Consider the following 23,402-nt stretch of genomic DNA (forward strand, 5'->3'; position numbering starts at 1 on the left):
TTATATAGATGAGCTGGAACAAAGGGACCTTAAGCCATGCGCCGCTGAGGTCTCTTTGTTGTGGTTGAAATCTCTTTTATTTGGTAGAATTATAAGAATGACCGAACATTAACATATACATGATATAGAATGAGATAAAGATGAACCCTCATATTCCTAATTTGCTTTAACATATCTAGAACTTGGAGGGGGGCAGCTTTAGTTCATCTATATAGCTAAATACAATAGAGAGCAGGGGATCTGCCGTGGATGTTAAGACAGCCGCTAAGACGATTAGGCAAGGTGAAGTATCACCTATTTATCTTCTTTATGGTACGGAAAAGTATCAAATGAAGGAATTTACTTCTTTGATGGAAGAGCATTTGATTAAGAAAGAGGATCGTGACTTTGCCATCGTGAACTATGATCTATCTGAAGTTCCGATCCAAGCGATTGTAGAAGAGGCAGAGACCGTACCTTTTATGGTTGAGCGTAAGTTAATCTTTGTACGTGATGCTTCAGTATTTACGGCTGGTAAAGAAAGTGGGAAGATCGAACACCGTATAGAATCACTTTTAGAATATGTGAAGAATCCGGCTGAGTATAGCGTTATTATTTTTGTAGTACAGCATGATAAATTAGATGAACGTAAGAAAGTGGTTAAAGCGATTAAAGGGGCGGGAGTAGTCCTCTCATTTGCTCCATTAGGTGGAGAAGAACTGTTGCGGTGGGTGGACAAGGAGGCGAAGCTTAATGGGTGTATTTGGGCACCTGGTGCCGCTGATATACTTATTAGAAATGCAGGTACATTACTCCAGACCTTATCTGCTGAAATCAATAAGCTTTGCTTATATGCAGGAGATGGTGGAACGATAGAATGTGATACAGTTGAACAGCTTGTAGCTCGCACTACAGAGCAGAATATATTTGTCCTTGTAGAAGATATTGCAAATCTCCGTATAGATAAGGCTTTAGGAATATATTATGATCTGCTCAAGCAACGCGAAGAGCCTATTAAAATTGCTGCACTGATTGCAAGGCAATTTCGAATTATTATGCAGGTGAAGGATCTGGCGGCTCAGAGCTATTCACAGCAGCAAATCGCTTCCCAGCTTAGCCTCCATCCATATGCAGTTAAAATCGCTGGGGAACAAGCTCGAAAGTTCCAAGCGGGAGATTTACGTGATATATTGAGTAGAATGGCTGATCTGGATTATCAGATGAAAACAGGTAGAATTGATAAGGTGTTAGGATTGGAATTATTTCTATTGAGGCTCGCTGCATAAAAGAACGACTAAAGAGTATACTAAAAAGTCCTGATCAGCTAACATGCTGTTCAGGACTTTTCCATTGTCGTATGGATAGCGCTCTTCTTATGCTTGTGCATTAAGGGCGTTAAGTTTTTTCGCCAAGCGAGATTTCTTACGAGCTGCTGCATTTTTGTGGATCAAACCTTTAGTAACAGCTTTATCCAGCTTCTGGGAAGCGGTTTGAATGGCAGCATTTGCAGCTTCAACTTCATTATTTACCAGCGCATTGTCAGCGGCTTTAACTGCTGTACGTAGAGCGGATTTTTGGGAAGCGTTGAGCGCACGGCGTTTGTCGTTCGTTTTAACGCGTTTGATAGCGGATTTAATATTCGGCATTGCATTCACCTCCTGTAAGACATTCAAGTGCATCGAAATCATTCATAACTTAAAATATTTTAGCATGACGTACTTTAAAAAGCAATACCAAAAAGGCTACGTATAAACATCCGCTTCCTCTCGCACACTATCATAGAAAGAAAAAGGAGGTTGAGGGTTATGACATTAGATTTGAAAAATTATACAATTCGGACTGATCTAGCCTTAGAATCGAAGGAAATCGCACAGAATAAGTCAAATCGTCCGATTCCGGGAGTGGATGAGGAAGTATCTGAACAGGATGGTATTACAATAACTAGACTAAATGTCCTTAATGATGAGGGTTCACAAAGTATTGGGCGTGTTAAAGGACATTACGTTACGTTGGAGGTTCCGGCTCTACGTGGGGGAGATACGGGTTTACAAGAGCGAGTAGCGGTAGCTTTTGCTCAAGAATTTGAAGATTTTTTAACACTGGTAGGGATTAACAAGGCTAACTCTGTCCTAATAGTTGGACTAGGGAACTGGAATGTTACGCCGGATTCATTAGGTCCGCTTGTCGTGGAGAACATTCTGGTGACCCGTCATTATTTCGAGTTGGTGCCTGACCAGGTGGCCCCAGGATATCGCGACATCAGCGCTATAGCTCCTGGGGTACTCGGTGTAACGGGGATTGAATCAAGTGAAATTGTTCAAGCGATCATTGATCGTACGAAGCCGGATTTAGTGATTGCCATTGATGCGTTAGCATCTAAATCTTTGGAGCGTGTGAATACGACCATTCAAATTGCTGACATTGGAATACACCCTGGCTCTGGTATTGGTAACAAGCGAAGAGCTCTAACAAAAGAAGTTTTGGGGGTTCCTTGTATTGCTATAGGCGTACCGACCGTCTGTTATGCTTCGACCATTGTCAATAATGCGATCGAGATGATGAAGAGTCATTTTGAGCAAGAGAAAGGGAATACGAAGCAAATTATGGGGCTGTTAGATGATATGCCCGAGAATGAGCGATTAGCTTTAGTGAAAGAGGTCCTTGAGCCATTAGGGCACGATCTTATTGTGACACCTAAAGAAATCGATGAATTCGTAGAAGATATGGCGAATATTGTGGCAACTGGATTGAATGCAGCATTACATGATGCTGTAGACCCTTCGAACGTAGGGGCGTATACTCACTGATTAGATCTAAATCCTCTTGATCGCTAAGAAAGCTCCGAATATATAGAAAGAACTAAAGACCAACCATATGAATATTGATTCTCTTTAGAATCGATAGAAATGTGGAGCGAAACTTCAGTTTAATTTATATAGCGGAGCTTCTTTTTTTTGTTTTCGGTTCTAGTAATTGTCTCCAGTTCATAGATTTGAAGTATAAGAGATTTCAGGAGGACACTACGATGAGAACAAAGGGTTTTCAAATTTGGAATATTGCCAAATGGAGAGTCAAATTGCTGCATGTCCTGACGATGGGGCGTACATTTTTATTGCTTACTTTTAGTTCAATGGTATTTTTCGTATTGCTTGGTCTTGGTGGAATGGTAGAACAGAGATTTAACTCGTCTCCAGTGTCTTCCATGAAAGGTTTTGCAGTTTCACTCTCTAGTGGCGTTTTTATGGATATGCTTGGTATGGAAATGCCCCATCTGAACAAAGGAAAGGATCCTTCTACATTATCAGCTGAGAAAATGACTACTTTTGCGTTCCAGTTACTTACGAGTGTCAATCCAAATGATCCGAAAAGTTTGTTGGCTAGAGAGATGCCGGGGATGGGAAGTAATGATCCTGTTCTCTTGCATACAGGTTCAGGAAATGAAGACGTGGAAGCACCTGAAGATTATCATCCCGATTCTGGTAAGATAGTAGCTGACTCTGAAGCACCACAAGGAGAAGGAGTAACGCCAGAGCCGATAGCCAAACCTGATGTTACTGAAGTGGTTACACCAGAACCGGGTGGGAAAAAGAATGAGCCTACAGTGGGGGGGAATGAAGTGTTAATCTATCATTCTCATCCAAGAGAGTCTTTTAATCCCTTACTCGGCATAAATATTAGTAATCCGAATTCGGCTGTTCCTTCTAAAAATATTATGCGCGTTGGAAGTTTTATAGCGAAGGAGTTAAAGGTAAGAGGGATTGGTGCTCTTCATCTTGAGCAGGACTATGCATCCTATATACAAGATTATAACTGGAATTACTCCTATAAATATTCACGACAGACCGTGAAAGAAGCTTTATCTCAGAACGATCAATTAACTTACTTGTTAGATATACATCGTGATTCTCAGCGACATAAAAAAACGACAACGGTTATTAATAATGTGAGCTACGCACAAATGTATTTCATCATTGGTCATGAAAATAAAAACTGGCGGCAGAATGAAGCCTATGCGAGTGCTATAAATAAACGATTAGAAGTCTCATATCCCGGAATATCCCGGGGGATTTGGGGGAAGACGGCGGAACAAGGAAATGGCGAATATAATCAATCTCTTTCTCCTAATAGTATTGTGATTGAGATCGGTGGAGTGGATAGCACGGAGGCAGAGCTGCAGCGAACGTCCCAAATTCTAGCAGGTATTATCGCAGATATTTACTTCGCTGATCAAAAAGCACAGAAAGCGAGTACTGTAAAGACAGACAAGACAGACAAGACAGACAAGACAGACAAGACAGACAAGACAGACAAAAATGAAAATGTCGCTACTAAAGCTGGGTCAAATTCATAATCAGTGCTTGTAGTAAAAAGAAATCTATGTTGATGGTAGCGGAGAGGATGGAATTGTCGTGGAGAAGCGTAGCGTTCGCCTTTGCCCCTGAATTATTACCACAAATAGTGGTATATTCAAAAAAATTTGGGGGCAACAGCGATCAGAAGGACAATCCATCCGCGTAGCGGTCGTCTATCAACTCGATACATTTATCACGCACTGATCTTGGTATTGAACCCCAAATAGCTAAAGGTAGCTTTAGTTAACACGATATATTAAACGATTAGGAGGAGGCTATATGTCTCGTGGTGGGAAAGTATGGGCGATAGGCATCTGGACAGGGATTGGTATTCTACTAGGAATGCAGTTAGCTGGTTTAGGAAAGACATCCTCTGCTGAAGCGAACGTTCAAGTAGTTCCAAATGTTGGACAGCAACAACAGATCACTGTACCTATTCCCCAGCAGGCTCAAGCTACGGGAGTAACTTCTTATACCATTACATTACAGCCGAATCCAGCGCAACCTGAACAGAATGAGAAACAAACGCCAGATTTTCAAGATGCAACACCTCAGGAAATTTTAATACCAGATACATCCAAGCCAACAGTGGATGTATTGGCAGATAAGACGGCAAACTTATTACAACAAGCATCTCAGAAGAGCATTCGTTTTGTAGTCTCATTGTTTAGTTCAGCTACAGAATAATGGAAGTCTAACAACAAAATTGAGATTGCTCCATACACGGGATTGCCGCTCTAACATACAACTGCTATAATGAGTTGATTGAAATATCAGGCTGTTTTGTGGGGGTAAGGCATGTTAGACGTAATGACTAGACAACAGAAAATCCGCAATTTCAGTATTATTGCGCATATAGACCATGGTAAATCAACATTAGCTGACCGAATTTTAGAATTTACTGGGGCACTGACGTCCCGTGAAATGCAAGAACAAGTATTGGATAAGATGGATTTGGAACGCGAACGCGGTATTACAATTAAATTGCAAGCTGTTAACCTTAAGTATCGTGCAGATGATGGAGAAGAGTATATTCTGAACTTGATCGATACACCAGGGCATGTGGATTTCACATATGAGGTGTCTCGCAGCCTTGCAGCCTGTGAAGGTGCATTACTTGTCGTGGATGCCGCACAAGGGATTGAAGCACAAACGCTTGCCAATGTGTACTTGGCACTAGATAACAACCTTGAAATTTTACCTGTTATCAACAAGATTGATCTGCCGAATGCAGATCCGGAACGCGTCAAGCAGGAGATTGAGGATGTTATTGGCCTAGATACGAGTGAAGCTGTGTTAGCTTCTGCTAAATCAGGGATAGGCATTAAGGAAATATTGGAGCAGGTTGTGAAACAGGTTCCGTCTCCTACGGGAGATCCAGACCAACCCTTAAAAGCGTTGATATTTGATTCTCACTATGATCCATACAAGGGTGTTATCGTCTATGTACGAGTCGTGGACGGAAGCATCAAGGCAGGAACCAAGATCAAAATGATGGCAACTGAGAAAACCTTTGAGGTTATTGAAGTGGGCGCTTTCATGCCTAGTATGACGATTGTGGACGAATTACATGTAGGTGATGTCGGTTTTATTGTTGCTGGTATTAAGCATGTCGGTGATACTCGCGTAGGTGATACCGTAACGAATACGAAGAATCCGGCACCAGAGGCACTTCCAGGTTATCGAAAAATTAATCCGATGGTGTATTGTGGTCTTTACCCAATCGAGACATCGGAATACATCGATTTGCGTGAAGCGCTAGAGAAGCTACAATTGAATGATGCTTCACTTAGTTTCGAACCTGAATCTTCGACCGCACTTGGATTCGGTTTCCGGTGTGGATTCTTAGGATTACTTCATATGGAGATTATTCAAGAGCGAATTGAGCGGGAATTTAATATTCCACTCATTACGACGGCACCAAGTGTTATTTATCGGATCGCATTGACCAATGGGGAGATTATTGAGATCGATAACCCTTCTAACTATCCGGAAATCGGAACGATTGAACGCATTGAAGAGCCTTTTGTCAAAGCAGCTATTATCGTACCCAACGATTATGTGGGAACAGTGATGGAGCTCTGTCAGAATAAACGTGGTGAGTTCGTGAATATGGAATACCTGGATACCACGCGAGTGACGATAACATATCAGGTCCCGTTGTCCGAAATTGTATATGATTTCTTTGATCAATTGAAATCAGGGACCAAAGGATATGCGTCTTATGACTATGAGATCTCCGGCTATCGAGCTTCTAATCTGGTTAAAATGGACATTTTACTTAACAATGAGCAAGTCGATGCTTTATCATTCATTGTACACCGTGAACGTGCGTATAATCGGGGTCGTATTGTTTGTCAGAAGCTTCGTGAGCTTATACCACGTCAAATGTTTGAAGTACCGATTCAAGCTTCTGTAGGAACCAAAGTCGTGGCTCGGGAAACCGTTAAAGCGATGAGAAAGAACGTACTCGCGAAATGTTACGGTGGTGACATCTCACGGAAACGGAAACTTCTTGAGAAGCAGAAGGAAGGTAAGAAGCGCATGAAGCAAGTCGGAAGCGTAGAGGTTCCACAGGAGGCCTTCATGGCGGTTCTGAAGATTGACGAATAAAGCGCAAAATATCAAGTGATCACATTAGGGGGGAGCCGGATGCGGCTTCCCTTTTCTAGGGTGGAGGGAATATTATGTCTAAACTTCAGCAACAGCCAGCACGTGGACATCAGGGAAGCCATAGAACACAAGCGGTTTATTTGCATATTCCCTTTTGTACGAATAAATGTTTTTATTGTGATTTTAATTCATATGTCCTGAAGGATCAGCCTGTCATGGACTATTTGGTTGCATTGGATCGAGAGATGGAACTTACAGTAGCTATTAACCCTCCGGGACAGATTAAAAGTATTTTTGTTGGAGGAGGCACGCCTACCGTCCTTAAGCCGAATGAGATGGAATACTTCTTAAAGTCTATTCGCAAGCATTTTCCTGATTGGGCCGATGATATCGAGTTTTCTATGGAAGCTAATCCAGGCACAACGGATTTAGAGAAGTTGACGGTTATGAAAGAAGGCGGTGTAAATCGTCTCAGCTTCGGGGTACAGGCTTTTCAGAACGATCTACTCTCAGGGATTGGTCGTATTCATAATACAGATGATGTATATCGTAGTCTGGAGAACGCACGTAAGGCCGGGTTTGATAATATGTCCATTGACCTGATGTTCGGTCTACCGAATCAGACGGTTGAGATGTTGGATGAGAGTATCACGAAGGCGTTAGCATTAGACTTACCCCATTATTCTATATATAGCTTGAAGGTTGAGGAGAATACACTCTTTCATACGATGTACCAGAAGAATCAGCTACCGCTGCCTCATGAAGATGATGAGTTGCAAATGTACCTGTTGTTAATGAGTCGGATGAAAGAAGCAGGTTACGAGCAATATGAAATTAGTAATTTTGCCAAACCTGGCTTACACAGCCGTCATAACATGACTTACTGGTTAAATGAAGATTACTATGGTCTTGGGGCAGGAGCTCACGGATATGTAGGACGGCAGCGTCATATGAATATTAAAGGGGTTAACGCATATGTCGACGGCGTGGAGCAAGGTCTACCTCGCTTAGACGTTAATCCTATATCTAAAGAGGAAGCGATGGAAGATTTCCTTATGGTGGGCCTTCGGGTCATGAAGGGGATTTCTCGCACTCATTTTGAGGAACAATTTGAAGAGCAATTAGATGAGATTTTTGCTAAACCCCTTCATAAGATGGTTAGTGCCGGACTTCTTGAAGTTACGGAAGACGGTTATTGCCTAAGTGAGCAAGGCATCTTGTTTGGTAATGATGTTTTTGGTGAATTTATTGGTTCCATTACATCGTAAAATATAAGCTAATAACATCTTGAACTTTTATGCGCGTTGTTGTATATTTATTCATAATATGGACAGCGTGTGTAAGGGGGAGACAGTCATGTCGGCGATATGTAGAAAAGCTGTACCTGACGATGTAGAGCATCTATTTAAAATGATAGAAGGTTATGCAGAACAAGGGATTATGCTTCCTCGTTCACGTAAGGTGTTGGAGAAGCAGTTAGATCAATTCGTTATAGCTGAAATGGCTGGGGAAATGGTAGGATGCGGTTCATTGTGTAGATTGGGTGAGGACCTAGTGGAGATACGTTCTTTGGGAATATCACCTATGCATCAAGGACATGGTATTGGCTCTCTGCTCGTCGATGCTCTGATCAATGAAGCCAGAGCACAACAAATTCCAAAAATCATGGCCTTAACATATGCAGTTTCTTTTTTTCAGAAGAATGGATTCACTATTGTCGAGAAAGAGATTTTTCCAGAGAAGGTGTGGACTGACTGCGTCTTTTGTAGTAAACAAGATTGTTGTGATGAAATCGCGGTACTTAAGATACTGAACTGACTTGACAATGATCATGTCAGTTTGGTATTTTTGTATTAGCAGTTAGCACTCATTGAATGTGAGTGCTAACGATGGTGAAACTTAGCCGACTGTGAGGGGGGAAAGATATGTTAACCGAACGCCAAAGAATGATACTAAATGCTATAGTTGACGATTATATCCGATCTGCCGAACCTGTCGGTTCTCGTAGCATTTCCAAGCGAGGAGACGTAGGTTATAGCCCAGCAACAATTCGTAATGAAATGGCTGACCTGGAGGAATTAGGATTTTTAGAACAACCGCATACCTCCGCCGGAAGGATTCCTTCCCATAAGGGTTACCGTTACTATGTGGATCATATCGCTCCTGGGAATTTACTTGAGCCTGCTGAGCTAGACACGATGCGTACATTTTTTGCCGAAAAATTAAATGCTATGGAACAAGTGATTCAACAATCTGCAATGATTCTATCTCATATGACGAATTATACCTCGATCCTTCTTGGTCCAGAAGTATTTCATACATCGTTACGTCATTTTCAATTACTTTCGATTAATGAGACGACAGCCGTTGCTATTATAGTAACTAGTTCGGGCCAAGTAGAGAATAAGACGGTAAAAATTCCTCAAGGAGTTTCTGTTTCAGAAATGGAGAGAGTGGTGAATTTGCTAAATAGCAAGTTGATTAACGTTCCTCTCTATAAGTTGAAATCTCGTCTATACTCGGAGATCAGTCAGGAGTTGGAACGGCATACTTCGCACTATGAGGAGTTGCTCCTCGTGCTTGATTCTGTGCTTGATAATGATAATGAGCAACGCGTGTATCTTAGCGGTACGACGAATATGCTGACTCAGCCTGAGTTCAAAGATGTAGATAAAGTTAAGAATATTCTGGATTTGCTTGAAGAGACACCTACACTAATGAAAATGATGTCGCCAACCTTGGGCGGTGAGGGTATCCATGTACGAATTGGTACCGAGAATAATCATGAAGCATTTGCTAATTGCAGCTTGATTACGGCAACATATTCACTGGAAGGTGAGGCTTTAGGAACCATTGGAATTCTGGGGCCCACGCGCATGGAATATGCGAGAGTCATGAATATTCTTGGGATACTCTCCAGAGATTTAACGACATTATTGTCACATTGGTATAAATAGGGAGTGAATACAATGAGCCAAGGACAGCAGCCAGTTCGCGAAGGTGAGGAGCGCTATGCTACCTTACTTAACAACAGCAACGCAGTCCGCGCCATTACTTCTGCGGTCGAGGGCACATTAGGTCCTAAAGGACTGGATGTCATGTTAGTAGGTGCCCGAGGAGAAGTTATTATTACCAATGACGGAGTTACAATTTTGGACAAAATAGATGTGAGCCATCCCGCAGCGAGTTTGCTTATACAAGTAGCAAGATCACAGCAAAGGAAGGTAGGCGATGGGACAACCACAGCCACGGTATTAGCTGGAGCGTTAGTGCAAGAAGGTGTAGCACAGATCGTAAAGGGCGTACCTGCATCTAAAGTAGTCACAGGCATGCTTCAGGGTATTAGTCTGGCCATTGAATCGTTGCATCGCCGTGTTCATGTGATTTCAGGACTTGCGGATCCTTTGTTGGAGAAGACGGCTTACGTTGCAGGTCGTGAACGTAGTGATGTTGTTGATCTAATCATGAAGGCCGCTTCTAAGATTGGAATACCAAAGCTCATGGATCCATCGTTTGTTCTTGCTGATTCTGTTGTGGCGATTGAGAAAGCTGATAACGAGGTTTTTGAAGGTCTACTGTTACGGCAGAAGCCGCTTTATCTTCATGGGAAACCTGTATTAGATAATACTCGTATATTGGTGCTCCATGATGCACTTGAACCTGAACTGTTGGATGAAGAAGTGCTGACTACAGAGGCTGGCTTTGCACGCTATATGGAGCTTCGTGAACAATTCGGCAGAGAACTGTTAAGGTTATCTGAACTTGGTGTAGGACTGATCTTGCTAGAGCGTGGAATTCATTCAGATGCGGAGCAGTTCTGCTTAGATCACGGAATGATGGTTATTCAGCGTGTAGGACGCCATGAGTTAAGTCGAATATGCGAGATGACGGGTGCGGTTCCACTTCGTCGTACAGCGTTACATAAGGATTATGAACAACTGGAGCCTTTATTAGGTTGTTCACCTAGGGTCGCCTATGACGAAGAGCTGCAAAGAGTTCGTATCCACTGTGATGAAACTAATCCTGTGCCTATGGTAACCGTTATTGTCGGAGCTAGTACTACCGAGATTGTAGGAGAATCGGCTCGAATTGCAGGTGATGCAGCTTCAGCTGTTCAGGCAGCTTTGGCTGGGGGGATTTTACCCGGGGGAGGGACAGTGGAAATTTCTGTATCCTATGAATTGGAGCGTCGGCGAGAAGCGGTTAAGGGAATGGAAGCTTTCGGAATCGCAGCCGTTGCAGCGGCATTACGTAAACCTATGTCGCAAATCCTATTGAATGCTGGATATAACCCTCTGGAGAAAGTTGAAGAAGCGCGAGCCGCGCAACTTGTAGAAGATTGTGATAGTATGGGCATGGATTGTGATACAGGTCTTGTCATTAATTATGTGACAGAAGGTATTGTTGATCCAGCACTCGTCAAGATCCACGGTCTAAAAGCTGCAGGCGAGGTTGCAGCAGCGGTACTTCGTATTCATAATGTGATTAAAATGAGGGAAGAGGATGGACGGATGAAAGAAGATTAACATTCGAACATGTTCTTCACAGACTCATATGAATTGAATAATCATTTTTATATTTAGTTAGTATAAGGAGGTAAAGATATCTTGAAAGATAAACAACAGGACATAAACGAAATTGTAGAAGAAACAGATACTCAGACCACAGAACCGGAATTAAATGCCGAACAAGCGACGTCGTCGCTAGATCAGGACGCGTCTTCTTTACAAGCTGAAGTAAGTCGACTGCAAGGACTTGCGGATGATAATCAACAACGACTTCTTCGTACTCAGGCAGATTTCGATAACTATCGCAAACGTACGCAAAAGGAAAAGGAAGATTTCGCTAAATATGCATCAACTCAGCTTATAACCGGGTTATTGCCGATTGTGGATAATTTTGAACGCGCAATCGCAACGGGTGGAGATGACACTACCTTTGAATCTTTTTCCAAAGGTGTGAATATGATCTTCCGTCAATTGGAGGGTGTACTTCAAGCTGAAGGATTGAGTGCGATGGAAACGGTAGGTCAACCCTTTAATCCAGAGTTTCATCAAGCCATTATGCAAGTTGAGAGCGAAGAATATCCAGAAGCTACAGTTGTTGAAGAAGTACAAAAAGGATATATGTTGAAAGACAAAGTGCTTCGCCCAGCAATGGTTAAAACCAGCGTATAGCTGTTTAAATAACTTAATAAATTAAAATTTTGTCCATAATTTAAGGAGGAATTATTCAATGAGTAAAGTAATTGGTATTGACTTAGGAACAACAAATTCTTGTGTGGCAGTAATGGAGGGCGGCGAAGCCGTAGTTATTCCCAACCCAGAAGGTGCACGCACAACTCCATCTATCGTTGGATTTAAGAAAGATGGCGAACGCCTAGTTGGTGAAACAGCAAAGCGTCAATCCATTACGAATCCAGAACGTACTGTAATGTCAATCAAACGTCATATTGGTACTTCCCATAAAGAAACTATTGATGGTAAAGACTATTCATCACAAGAAATTTCTGCAATCATTTTGCAAAAATTAAAAGCTGATGCAGAAGCATACCTTGGCCAACCAGTAACTCAAGCGGTTATTACGGTTCCAGCTTATTTTAATGATAGCCAGCGTCAAGCAACTAAAGATGCAGGTAAAATTGCAGGACTTGAAGTTCTACGTATTGTCAATGAGCCAACTGCTGCGGCATTAGCTTACGGTCTTGAGAAAACAGAAGATCAAACCATTCTTGTATATGACCTTGGTGGCGGTACGTTTGACGTATCAATCCTTGAATTGGGAGATGGATTCTTCGAAGTAAAAGCAACAAGTGGAGATAACCGCCTGGGCGGAGACGATTTTGACCAACTTGTTATTGATTACCTCGTTAGTGAATTTAAGAAAGATCAAGGTATTGATCTTAGTAAAGATAAGTCAGCGGTTCAACGTCTGAAAGATGCTGCAGAAAAAGCGAAAAAGGAATTGTCTGGCGTATTGACAACGACTATTTCATTGCCGTTCATTACTGTTGTTGATGGAGTTCCACAGCATTTAGAGCTTAATCTAACTCGTGCTAAGTTTGATGAACTAACAAATTCTTTGGTTGAACGTACGCTTGGACCTACTCGTCAAGCTCTTACTGATGCAGGCATGACACCTAACGATATCGACAAAATCGTACTTGTAGGTGGATCTACTCGTATTCCTGCCGTTCAAGATGCGATTAAGAAATTGACAGGTAAGGATCCTCATAAAGGGGTTAACCCGGATGAAGTCGTAGCACTTGGTGCAGCAGTACAAGCAGGTGTCTTGACAGGAGAAGTTAAGGATGTCGTGTTACTTGATGTAACGCCATTATCCCTTGGTATTGAAACTGCAGGTGGGGTATTTACGAAGATGATCGAGCGTAATACTACGATTCCTACAAGTAAATCACAAACATTCTCCACATATGCTGATAATCAACCAAGCGTTGAGATTCATGTGTTACAAGGTGAACGCCAAATGGCTGCCGGTAACAAAACACTTGGACGTTTCATCCTTGGAGATATTCCTCCAGCGCAACGTGGTATTCCTCAAATTGAAGTAACTTTTGATATCGATGCGAACGGGATTGTTAACGTATCTGCAACGGATAAAGGTACTAATAAGAGTCAAAAAATCACAATTACATCTTCAAGTGGCTTGAGTGACGAAGAAGTTGAACGCATGATGAAGGATGCTGAAGCACATGCCGATGAGGATCGTCAGCGTAAAGAATTGATCGAAGCAAAGAATAATGCTGACCAACTAGTATACTCTACAGATAAAGTCATCAAAGATTTAGGTGATAAAGTAGACGAAGCTGAAGTTGATAAAGCTAATGCAGCTAAAGAGAAAGTGACGGCTGCACTAGAAAGTGACAACCTTGAAGAAATCACTAAAGCGACAGAAGAACTAACAGAGATCGTACAACAATTGTCTATGAAGTTGTATGAGCAAGCTGCTGCTGATGCGCAACAAGCTGAGGGAGCTGAAGGCGATTCTGGAGCTGGAGCTAAAAAGGATACAGTCGTTGATGCAGATTACGAAGTTGTTGACGAAGATAAGAAACAAGAGTAACCTATATAGGATGAACTAAAGACGAATGCACATATTCCTGATTTCTTTAGAATCGTTAGAACTTGAGGCGTGAACTTCAGTTCAATCTATATATATAGTTTCCTTCATAAGTTGAGGGAGGATAACAGGGAAGGTCAAAGCCGGGGGCATCCCATGCTTTGACTTTCCTTTTGTCCGAAGTCTTAAGAGATCTATTCTTATATCATAATGATTACTATTACGAAGGTTAGTGGGGGTGGAAGAGTGGCTGAGAAGCGAGATTATTACGAAGTACTGAGCGTGGGTAGAGACGCTTCAGATGAAGATATTAAGAAAGCTTATCGCAAATTGGCTCGTCAGTATCACCCAGATGTCAATAAGGCAGAAAATGCTGAAGCTCAGTTCAAAGAGGTAAAAGAGGCATATGACGTATTGAGTGATGGTCAGAAGAGAGCGGGATATGACCAGTATGGACATGTAGATCCTAATCAAGGTATGGGCGGCGGTGGATTCTCCGGAGACTTTGGTGGTGGAGGCCTCGGTGATATCTTTGACATGTTCTTTGGTGGCGGTGGTGGTGGACGTCGTGATCCGAATGCACCACAACGTGGGAACGATCTACAATACACGATGACCATTGAATTTAAGGAAGCTGTATTTGGTAAAGAAAGTGATATTACCATTCCGCGTACAGAAACCTGTGATACTTGTTTTGGTTCTGGTGCTAAGCCAGGAACTAAGCCTCATAAATGTTCCGTATGTAATGGTAGCGGGCAACAAGAAGTCGTGCAGAACACACCATTTGGTAGAATGGCGAACCGTCGTGCATGTTCTAATTGTAGTGGTACAGGTCAAATTATTAAAGACCGTTGTACAACTTGCCAAGGTCAAGGGAAAGTCAAAAAACAACGCAAAATTCATGTTAAAATTCCAGCCGGTGTAGATGATGGCGCACAACTACGCATGACGGGTGAAGGTGAAGGTGGGCTTCGCGGAGGACCTGCAGGCGATCTGTATATTGTGATTCGTGTGAAGTCTCACGAATTCTTCCAACGTGAAGGAGACGATATATTTTGCGAGATTCCATTAACCTTTGCACAAGCGGCGCTCGGTGATGAGATTGAAATTCCAACTTTATCCGACAAGGTTAAGCTCAAAGTTCCAGCAGGTACGCAAACAGGAACATTCTTCCGTCTAAAAGGAAGAGGAGTACCGCGCTTGCGGGGGATCGGACAAGGGGATCAACATGTTAAGGTCGTCATCGTTACACCAAGTAATTTAAGCGATGAACAAAAGGATTTACTACGGCAAATTGCTTCACTAGACGGTGAAAAGACACATGAGCATGAACAATCTTTTTTTGACCGTGTAAAAAAGGCATTCCGTGGTGATTGATAGCCAAAAAAAGAGAATATAGATCGTGAATTTCCAAACAAAAAGTCCGGCCATAAAGGTCGGGCTTTTTGTGATGTATGAAGCATAAAAAAATGCTACTGCGGCAACCTACAAGTAGGGTTACAGTTCGTAGTTGATTAACACCTTTAATAGTCCAATGAAGAATGGGTGGATTGCATATGGTTGAGAAGAATATATTAGCTTATTTCAAAAGTCCTGAACAAGCTGACAGTGTCTCCAGAAAACTTCAATCCTTACGAATTATAGATATGTCTATTGACCGTTTTGGAGATTCGGGTACAGCCTTAGCTCTGTAAGTGAGTGGAGTAATGGGGTATATGATGATATGACAAAAGGGTATGATATTCTGTTAACCTTGGTCCTTGATGAGTCATCAGCAGAACCTGCTATACGAATTATTGAGGAGGCTGGGGGAATAATATAAATGCTTGCATTAATGATTGGAAAGGGTGTTTAGAATGGCACGTAAAGAACATACGAATGGCATTATGACGAAGACTGAGAAGATCAAAGAATTAATGTCTTTAAAGCGAGAGGATGTAGAATTCTCTGCTCTAGCTGCTGATAAAGATGATGTGGAGGCACTGGTTCGTAGTGAGGAAGCTGACACACGTCAGCTAAGAAAAATGGAATCTAAATAAGAGGAGTTTAAAGTGGAAATGAATACGGCTACGACGTCCCTATGAGGATGTCGTAGCCGTTTTTTATGCAAATATAAGAATTTATATGTTGTACATAATAAATGATCCTTATATTTCTACGAGAAACGGTTGTCATCTTTAAAAGATGACAATGTCGTTTCTTCTTGAGTCGTTAAATTTTTGTACACAGGTCACCATGTATAGTACAATAATACGTATGCAATGTTACAGAAAGGAAGAAAACACATAATGTTATGGCATGAATTTTCGATACATACCACGGAGGAATCGATTGAGATGATTTCTAATTTCCTGCATGAAGCAGGAGCAGGTGGCGTATCCATTGAAGAGTCTGGAACACTAAATAAAGTAAGGGATACGAAATATGGTGAGCTGTATGACAAGCCACTGAACGACATTCCAGAAGGTCATGCTGATATCAAGGGTTATTTCTATGAAGAGACAGGGATTGAAGAAGTTGTCACTACAGTGAAACAACGAATCGAGGAACTTAGTCAGTATGGTATAGATACGGGTGAGGTTCGTTATGAAGTTAGAATCGTGAACGAAGATGAGTGGGCTAACCAGTGGAAGCAATATTTCAAACCACTACGTGTAACGGATAAACTTACCATTAAGCCTACTTGGGAGGATTATACACCAGAACCTGGAGAGCAATTAATTCATCTAGATCCAGGCATGGCCTTTGGTACAGGAACGCATCCGACAACATCACTTTGTTTACGTACACTGGAGAGTGTGATTCAAGGTGGAGAAGAAATCATAGACGTGGGCACAGGCTCTGGGATATTGGCAATTGGCTCGATACTGCTAGGTGCGAAGCACGTATTGGCGCTTGATCTGGATCCTGTTGCTGTAGATAGTGCTAAAGAAAATACGGCTTTAAATGAGATGGCTGAGAAAATAACGATTAAGGAGAGTGATCTACTCTCTGTGTTTACTAAACAGTCAGAGGGACAGAACTTAGGAGTCACTTTGCCAGTGAATATCGTGGTGGCAAATATTTTGGCAGAGATCATATTACTGCTTATTGATGATGTATACCAAGTATTAGAGCCAGACGGGATCTTTATTACATCTGGAATCTATAGCAACAAAGAAGAGGTAGTGCAACAGGCACTGATCAATTCTAATTTTGAAGTGATATCTGTGAACCGTGAAGAAGAATGGATCGCCTTCGTGGCAAGAAAGAGGTAACTAATGGAGTTTTTGAACCAAATACTTATATTTCCCATCGAGCAAATGCCATTTTATTTGTTGGCCATCATTATCGCATTTACGGTGCATGAGTTCTCTCACGCATACTTTGCGAATAAATTCGGTGACCCTACAGCTAAACTACTAGGTCGTGTTACCTTGAACCCTACCGTGCACTTTGATTTCTTCGGTATCGTTCTATTATTAATTGCTGGATTTGGATGGGCGAGACCTGTTCCAGTGAATCGTGAAAATTTCAGTAAACCACGTTTGATGGGGATCATCGTATCCGCAGCAGGACCCGTAAGCAATTTCTTGTTAGGGGTATTGGGATCTCTTATTTATGTATCGCTTGTTCAGTTTGGAGTATTCGATGCCATTACTAATGCGAAATTAGCAGAGGCTTTGTATACATTCCTTCAACTCTTTATTCTAATGAATTTTGTATTGTTTCTATTTAATCTTATCCCATTGCCTCCGTTGGATGGATATCGTATTCTTGAAGATATCGTACCCCCACAGACTAGAATAACGTTGAGAAAGTTCGAGCAATGGTCGATGTTTATCTTTTTGTTGATCGTGTTCATTCCCCCGCTTCGTGCAATTACCATTACACCGCTCTATGAGGCGGCACGAGGTTTGTATGTAAGTTTCGGTCATATGTTCACAATGATGCTTGGTCATTGAATCATGTTATGGATAGGATGCTGATATAAGATGCAACGATATTTCGTGCAACCAGAACAATTTAAAGAGGATACAGTAGATATTACGGGCGAAGATGCACGTCATATCTCTAAAGTGATGCGAGGCAAACCTGGCGATAAGTTTATCGTTAGTGATGGTCATACTCGTGAAGCGCTGGTTGAAATTGATGTGATTGAACAGGGGTTGGTTACAACTCATGTAGTTGAGGTTTTAGCGATGACTCATGAAGCGAAGATGAAGGTTACCATTGCGCAAAGCCTACCTAAAGGCGACAAGATGGAAACGGTGATTCAAAAGTGTACCGAGATTGGTGCAGTTTCCTTTGTTCCCTTCTTATCTGAACGTACGATTGTGCAATATGATGCGAAGAAAGAAGAAAAACGACTTGATCGCTGGCGGAAGATTGCTAAGGAAGCGGCAGAGCAAAGTCATCGTAACGTTATTCCTGAGTTGGAGTCCCCACTCACATGGAAACAGCTATTGAATACATTTGCTCAGTACGATGCTATCTATTTCTGTTATGAGAAAGAGCATGGTTTACAATTACGTGATGCTGTAAAGCCTTTCGTAGATGTAAGGGGGGCTAATACCGACTCTAAAATTCTCCTTATCGTAGGTCCAGAGGGTGGATTTAGTGAAGAAGAATGTCGTAAGGCTGAGGAGGCAGGGGCCACTAGCATAGGGCTAGGACGTCGCATTTTACGTTGTGAAACTGCGGGAATGGTCGCACTTTCCTGTATATTATACGAGTCTGGTGAAATGGGGGGAGTTTGAGCTATGCCATCTATAGCTTTTTATACTTTGGGGTGCAAAGTTAACTTTTATGATACGGAAGCCATCTGGCAACTATTCAAGAATGAGGGTTATCAACAGGTTGATTATGAGCAAACAGCAGATGTTTACTTAATTAATACATGTACCGTTACGAATACAGGGGATAAGAAGAGTCGGCAAATCATTCGTCGTGCGGTTCGCCGTAATCCGAATGCAATTATTGCCGTTACAGGATGTTATGCTCAAACGTCTCCAGCAGAGATTATGGATATTGAGGGTGTAGATTTAGTTATTGGTACTCAGGATCGAGATAAGATTCTACCTTACGTTAAGCAATTACAAGAATCACGGCAACCCATCAATGCCGTGCGAAACGTGATGAAGAATCGTGTATTTGAGGAAATGGACGTGCCTGAATTCACCGACCGTACACGGGCTTTTCTCAAGATTCAAGATGGATGTAATAACTTCTGTACGTTTTGTATCATACCGTGGTCACGTGGGCTATCAAGAAGTCGTGATGCGAAGAGTATTATTACGCAAGCGCATCAGCTAGTTGAAGCTGGATACAAGGAAATGGTATTAACGGGAATTCATACAGGTGGTTACGGAGATGACTTAGATCAGTATGATCTCTCTGATTTATTGTGGGATTTAGATAAGGTAGACGGTCTAGAGAGGATTCGGATTAGTTCTATTGAAGCAAGTCAAATCGATGAGAAAATGCTTGATGTTCTAAATCGTTCCTCCAAAATGTGCCGTCACCTTCACATTCCGCTTCAAGCGGGGGATGATACAGTGCTGAAGCGGATGAGACGGAAATATACGACAGAGCAATTTTATCATAAAATGGGTCTTATTCGTCAAGCGATGCCGGATGTAGGAATTACGACAGATGTTATTGTAGGCTTTCCAGGTGAGACAGATGAAATGTTCCGTAACGGATATGATCTGATGAAACTAATTCAATTCTCCGAAATGCATGTATTCCCTTATTCTAAAAGAACAGGTACACCCGCTGCGCGCATGGAAGATCAAGTAGATGAAGAAATTAAGCATGCGCGTGTTCATGACCTAATCGACTTATCTGAAGAAATGCAGCTTACCTATGCGAAGAGATTTGTAGGACAAGTGCTTGATGTCATTCCTGAAGGTATTCGCAAGGGTGACGAGGGAACCGGTAAGCTACAGGGTTTCAGTGATAACTACTTACAAGTATTATTTAATGGACCTGAGGATTTACATCGTAAAATATGTCGTGTTCAAATTACAGAAGCGGGTGTCAATGAATCTAAAGGCAAATTGATTAGTGTGCTAGATCATAGTCCGGAGATCGTACTTCGATAGTTAGATTGTATTAAAGTTTATACTCCCCAAATGCTATCGATTATAGTCAACATGAAGAATATGTGGTTTGTCTTTAGTTCAATCTATATAGATACAAGGATTTCATTTCCAGTAGGTAGGAGGTGAGATCCTTGTTGTTGCTCTTAGCGCCGTAATTTAATCATTAGGGAGGACCCGTCGATGGCTAGAAAAGAAATATCAGCAGGTGGCGTTGTATATCGTAAAGAGAATGGTGAGCTGCACATTCAACTTATACTAGATCGTTATGGGAAAATCTCTTTAGCAAAAGGGAAGATGGAACCAGGAGAAACGATCGAGCAGACAGCTCTTCGTGAAATTGAAGAAGAGACGGGCGTCATTGGTGAGATTATCTCCCCTGTAGATATTATTGCGTATAAGTATTACAACACGGTCTATGGTGAAGTGGATAAAGAAGTGCATTATTACCTAGTAGAAGCTAAGGCGGGTCAATTGAAACCGCAAATAGAAGAAATCAATGAGGTCGCTTGGTACGATCCTCATGAGGCTTGGAGCCGGCAACAACAAGGTGGGTATGATAATAACAATAGAATCTTACACAAGGCCCTTTCTTTATTAAAAGTGGACTTATAAATCATTCTAAATTAGGCTACTCGTCCAATCCTTTTCCATATAGGCAGATAACAACAAGGTAATGCAATAAGGGAACAGACGATATTAAAAATTGTCTGTGCATGGGCAATTTGACTCCCAAAGTCATTTGAGATCAGAGCAGATACTTGCTGAAGTTGTGGGATAAAGGGCATGAACAATGTGGCACCTCCAACATTTAGTGCAACGTGGGTCCAAGCCACAAATTTCCCTGATTTGGAGCTTCCGATCGAGGCAATCACTGTCGTCACACAAGTTCCGATGTTAGAACCGAGGACAATGCTAATGCCTACTTCTACAGGTAGTAAACCGGAACTGGCGAGTCCCATAGCTAAGGCAATGACAGCTGCACCACTATGTACGATGGCTGTGAGGCATATTCCTGCTGCGATACCCCAAAGTACATTCTGACTAGCTTGATGTATGAACCATTCAAATACGCCGAAACTTTCTAGTGAGGGCCCAATCGATTGCATGACACGAATGCCAAACATGACGAGTGCAAAACCAGCAGCAGCTAGAGCCAGATGTTGTATGGGTTCAAGACGATGTAGACGCCAAGGAGTCAGTTCGCTAAGTATTACGGTGGCTACCCAGAGGAAGACTGATATGAGTAACAATGGAGCAGCGAATTGACTTATTTGTAAGCCAATGAGTTCTGTTGTAAGGCATGTACCGATATTAGTACCAAGAATAATACCAAGTGTACGCTCATAGCTCAGCAGGCCGGCAGTAACTAGGCCAATGGTAATCACTGTAACGGCGGTGCTGCTCTGTATAATGGCAGTAATAAGTGCGCTGAACACCATACCTTTGAGGGGTGATTGGGTAGCTTTGTCTAGAAACGAGGTCATGAGAGGACCTGCGAAGCTTGCGAGTGCTTTCTCCATAACCTTCATGCCGGCCAGAAAAATGACAAGCCCGTAGATTACGGGGATAATGATGGATTGGAACATGGGCAGGTTCTCCTTTGGTAATCTTGTCCTTGTTCTACTTATATGTATATGAAAAGCAAGCCATGACTAAATCTGCTTGAGTGTGAAGATCATGACAGATAATTATATTAGGGAGTGAAGTATATTGGCATCGGTCATTCTACACCGCAGTCACAAGAAAAGAATTGAACAAGGTCATCCTTGGGTGTATAAAAGTGAAATCGCATCTGTGGAAGGTGAACTTGAGGCAGGGCAATTGGTGGATGTACTTAATCATCAGAAGCGATATCTTGGGACAGGATATTATAATCCAGCTTCGCAAATCACGGTAAGAATTGTTTCTTACCATCAGCTTGAGGTAATGGATCAGGATTTTTTCGTGGAACGTTTCCGCAACTGTCTCCAGCATCGCGAAAGATTCATCAAGGGAGAAAGCGCGTATCGGTTAGTCTATGGAGAGGCTGATTTTCTGCCTGGCCTCATTGTGGATCGATTCAACGATATCCTGGTGGTCCAGCTACTGACATTGGGGATGGATGGATGTCGGAAAGCCATTGTAGATGCATTAGTTGAGGTTATGCAGCCACAGGGGATATATGAACGAAGTGATGTTTCTGTGCGTGAATTGGAAGGACTGGAACAACTTAAGGGGCCTGTGTATGGAGAATGCCCCCGTTATGTCACGGTGAAGGAGAATGGACTTTCCATTCGTGTGGACATTGTCGAGGGTCAGAAAACAGGATATTTCTTTGATCAACGGGAGAATCGTGCATCTATTGAGCCGCTAATGACGGGATGGGGTGCCAAAAGTGGAATCTCGTTGCAGGAAATAGATCAGGACGGAACCATTGAACAACTGCCAGTGAATAAAAGTGGAAGTGTCGTGTCGTTCCCGTACTGGGATGGAGCTACTGTGCTAGAATGTTTCTCACATACAGGTAGTTTTACGCTTCATGCTTGTAAATATGGAGCTAAGAAAGTGACCTGTCTCGATATTTCAGAGCATGCGATCGAAAGTGCTCAGGAAAATGTGAAACTGAATGGTTTCGAAGATCGTGTGGAATTTGTAGTTGATGATGCTTTTAAATATTTGCGTACACAGGTTAAAGGTGTCGAAGAACGCAGCAAACGAGCTGTTGTCAGTGGGGCTAAAGCGAAGGTAGATACTTCGAAACCTATGACTTCTGGCGGCGGAAGAACATGGGATGTTGTTATTCTTGATCCACCTGCCTTTGCCAAAACGAAACATGCTGTTCCAGGCGCTAGTCGTGGATATAAGGATATCAATCTTCATGGCATGAAGCTCGTTAATGAAGGTGGGTATTTAGTGACGGCAAGTTGCTCTTATCATATGCGTCCAGAATTGTTCTTGCAGACGATCCAAGAAGCTGCCGCAGATGCTGGCAAAATACTTCGACTTATCGAGTGGCGCGCGGCGGGTAAAGACCATCCGCAAATTCTCGGTGTGGATGAAGGTCATTACTTGAAATTCGCCATCTTCGAAGTGCGTAGTAAATAATTAAATGTGAGCATTGCTTGTGCCCCTCCTAATAAAGGATGGGGCTTTTTATTATATCCAAAGAAGAGAAGGTTTACCAAACGTACGTTCCATCTAGGGGATGATATGTTATACTGAGAGATAACTATTTTATTAGGTTGATAGATTGAACTAAAGTTTTCTCCCCAAGGCACAGTAGATTCCAAAGATAATCAATAATAGTAATTGG

The 23,402-nt window shown here is 42.2% G+C and carries 22 protein-coding genes; 20 read left to right on the forward strand and 2 right to left on the reverse strand.

The genetic code is table 11. The features are described from left to right. Window positions 1-245 precede the first annotated feature (245 nt). The gene (holA, locus tag J2T13_RS02630; RefSeq protein ID WP_429368054.1) at window positions 246-1,265 is read left to right on the forward strand and encodes a DNA polymerase III subunit delta; all 1,020 of its coding nucleotides are present in this window, start codon (window positions 246-248) and stop codon (window positions 1,263-1,265) included. Between the two features lie 87 nt (window positions 1,266-1,352). Here the strand turns inward: holA and rpsT are convergent, their stop codons facing one another. Further along, complete coding sequence (gene rpsT / locus J2T13_RS02635; protein WP_429368056.1) at window positions 1,353-1,625, reverse strand: 30S ribosomal protein S20; 273 nt, start codon at window positions 1,623-1,625, stop codon at window positions 1,353-1,355. A gap of 159 nt (window positions 1,626-1,784) precedes the next feature. On the opposite strand from rpsT, the gene gpr reads away from it, so the two are divergent. From gpr to J2T13_RS02725, 18 genes are all read left to right on the forward strand, one after another. Next, the gene (gene gpr / locus J2T13_RS02640) at window positions 1,785-2,786 is read left to right on the forward strand and encodes a GPR endopeptidase (protein WP_429368057.1); all 1,002 of its coding nucleotides are present in this window, start codon (window positions 1,785-1,787) and stop codon (window positions 2,784-2,786) included. A 218-nt stretch (window positions 2,787-3,004) separates the two neighbouring features. Then, window positions 3,005-4,330 carry a stage II sporulation protein P gene (locus J2T13_RS02645; protein WP_429368059.1) on the forward strand — a complete coding sequence of 442 codons (1,326 nt, stop codon included), beginning with the start codon at window positions 3,005-3,007 and terminating at the stop codon, window positions 4,328-4,330. Between the two features lie 280 nt (window positions 4,331-4,610). Next, window positions 4,611-5,018, forward strand: a complete 408-nt coding sequence (locus J2T13_RS02650) for a hypothetical protein (protein WP_429368060.1) — start codon at window positions 4,611-4,613, stop codon at window positions 5,016-5,018. A gap of 111 nt (window positions 5,019-5,129) precedes the next feature. After that, a complete protein-coding gene (gene lepA / locus J2T13_RS02655; RefSeq protein WP_429368062.1) occupies window positions 5,130-6,944 on the forward strand; it encodes a translation elongation factor 4 in 1,815 nt (604 codons plus the stop codon). 74 nt (window positions 6,945-7,018) lie between these two features. After that, complete coding sequence (gene hemW / locus J2T13_RS02660) at window positions 7,019-8,212, forward strand: radical SAM family heme chaperone HemW (RefSeq protein WP_429368064.1); 1,194 nt, start codon at window positions 7,019-7,021, stop codon at window positions 8,210-8,212. 88 nt (window positions 8,213-8,300) lie between these two features. Continuing rightward, window positions 8,301-8,762 carry an N-acetyltransferase gene (locus J2T13_RS02665; RefSeq protein WP_429368066.1) on the forward strand — a complete coding sequence of 154 codons (462 nt, stop codon included), beginning with the start codon at window positions 8,301-8,303 and terminating at the stop codon, window positions 8,760-8,762. 107 nt (window positions 8,763-8,869) lie between these two features. Beyond that, window positions 8,870-9,901, forward strand: a complete 1,032-nt coding sequence (gene hrcA, locus J2T13_RS02670; RefSeq protein ID WP_429368068.1) for a heat-inducible transcriptional repressor HrcA — start codon at window positions 8,870-8,872, stop codon at window positions 9,899-9,901. A gap of 12 nt (window positions 9,902-9,913) precedes the next feature. Further along, window positions 9,914-11,470 carry a TCP-1/cpn60 chaperonin family protein gene (locus J2T13_RS02675; protein WP_429368069.1) on the forward strand — a complete coding sequence of 519 codons (1,557 nt, stop codon included), beginning with the start codon at window positions 9,914-9,916 and terminating at the stop codon, window positions 11,468-11,470. 81 nt (window positions 11,471-11,551) lie between these two features. Beyond that, the gene (grpE, locus tag J2T13_RS02680; protein WP_429368071.1) at window positions 11,552-12,121 is read left to right on the forward strand and encodes a nucleotide exchange factor GrpE; all 570 of its coding nucleotides are present in this window, start codon (window positions 11,552-11,554) and stop codon (window positions 12,119-12,121) included. Between the two features lie 58 nt (window positions 12,122-12,179). Further along, a complete protein-coding gene (gene dnaK / locus J2T13_RS02685) occupies window positions 12,180-14,027 on the forward strand; it encodes a molecular chaperone DnaK (RefSeq protein ID WP_429368073.1) in 1,848 nt (615 codons plus the stop codon). A 243-nt stretch (window positions 14,028-14,270) separates the two neighbouring features. Further along, complete coding sequence (dnaJ, locus tag J2T13_RS02690; protein ID WP_429368317.1) at window positions 14,271-15,401, forward strand: molecular chaperone DnaJ; 1,131 nt, start codon at window positions 14,271-14,273, stop codon at window positions 15,399-15,401. A 179-nt stretch (window positions 15,402-15,580) separates the two neighbouring features. After that, a complete protein-coding gene (locus J2T13_RS02695; protein ID WP_429368075.1) occupies window positions 15,581-15,718 on the forward strand; it encodes a hypothetical protein in 138 nt (45 codons plus the stop codon). Between the two features lie 162 nt (window positions 15,719-15,880). After that, a complete protein-coding gene (locus tag J2T13_RS02700) occupies window positions 15,881-16,063 on the forward strand; it encodes a YfhD family protein (protein WP_429368077.1) in 183 nt (60 codons plus the stop codon). A gap of 249 nt (window positions 16,064-16,312) precedes the next feature. After that, on the forward strand, window positions 16,313-17,281 hold the full coding sequence (gene prmA, locus J2T13_RS02705) for a 50S ribosomal protein L11 methyltransferase (protein ID WP_429368079.1): 969 nt from the start codon (window positions 16,313-16,315) through the stop codon (window positions 17,279-17,281). A 3-nt stretch (window positions 17,282-17,284) separates the two neighbouring features. After that, window positions 17,285-17,968 carry a site-2 protease family protein gene (locus J2T13_RS02710; RefSeq protein ID WP_429368080.1) on the forward strand — a complete coding sequence of 228 codons (684 nt, stop codon included), beginning with the start codon at window positions 17,285-17,287 and terminating at the stop codon, window positions 17,966-17,968. Window positions 17,969-17,998: 30 nt separating this feature from the next. Next, entirely contained in the window at window positions 17,999-18,763 is a 765-nt protein-coding gene (locus J2T13_RS02715) for a 16S rRNA (uracil(1498)-N(3))-methyltransferase (protein ID WP_429368082.1), read from the forward strand. Between the two features lie 3 nt (window positions 18,764-18,766). After that, window positions 18,767-20,110, forward strand: coding sequence for a tRNA (N(6)-L-threonylcarbamoyladenosine(37)-C(2))-methylthiotransferase MtaB (gene mtaB, locus J2T13_RS02720; protein WP_429368084.1), 1,344 nt, complete (start codon window positions 18,767-18,769; stop codon window positions 20,108-20,110). A gap of 180 nt (window positions 20,111-20,290) precedes the next feature. Then, on the forward strand, window positions 20,291-20,722 hold the full coding sequence (locus J2T13_RS02725) for an NUDIX hydrolase (RefSeq protein WP_429368086.1): 432 nt from the start codon (window positions 20,291-20,293) through the stop codon (window positions 20,720-20,722). 11 nt (window positions 20,723-20,733) lie between these two features. Here the strand turns inward: J2T13_RS02725 and J2T13_RS02730 are convergent, their stop codons facing one another. After that, on the reverse strand, window positions 20,734-21,696 hold the full coding sequence (locus J2T13_RS02730; protein ID WP_429368087.1) for a Na/Pi cotransporter family protein: 963 nt from the start codon (window positions 21,694-21,696) through the stop codon (window positions 20,734-20,736). Window positions 21,697-21,820: 124 nt separating this feature from the next. On the opposite strand from J2T13_RS02730, the gene J2T13_RS02735 reads away from it, so the two are divergent. After that, a complete protein-coding gene (locus J2T13_RS02735) occupies window positions 21,821-23,194 on the forward strand; it encodes a class I SAM-dependent rRNA methyltransferase (protein ID WP_429368089.1) in 1,374 nt (457 codons plus the stop codon). Window positions 23,195-23,402 lie beyond the last annotated feature (208 nt).

The sequence above is a fragment of the Paenibacillus sp. DS2015 genome (assembly GCF_050433705.1).
Classification (GTDB): Bacteria; Bacillota; Bacilli; order Paenibacillales; family Paenibacillaceae; genus Paenibacillus_AQ.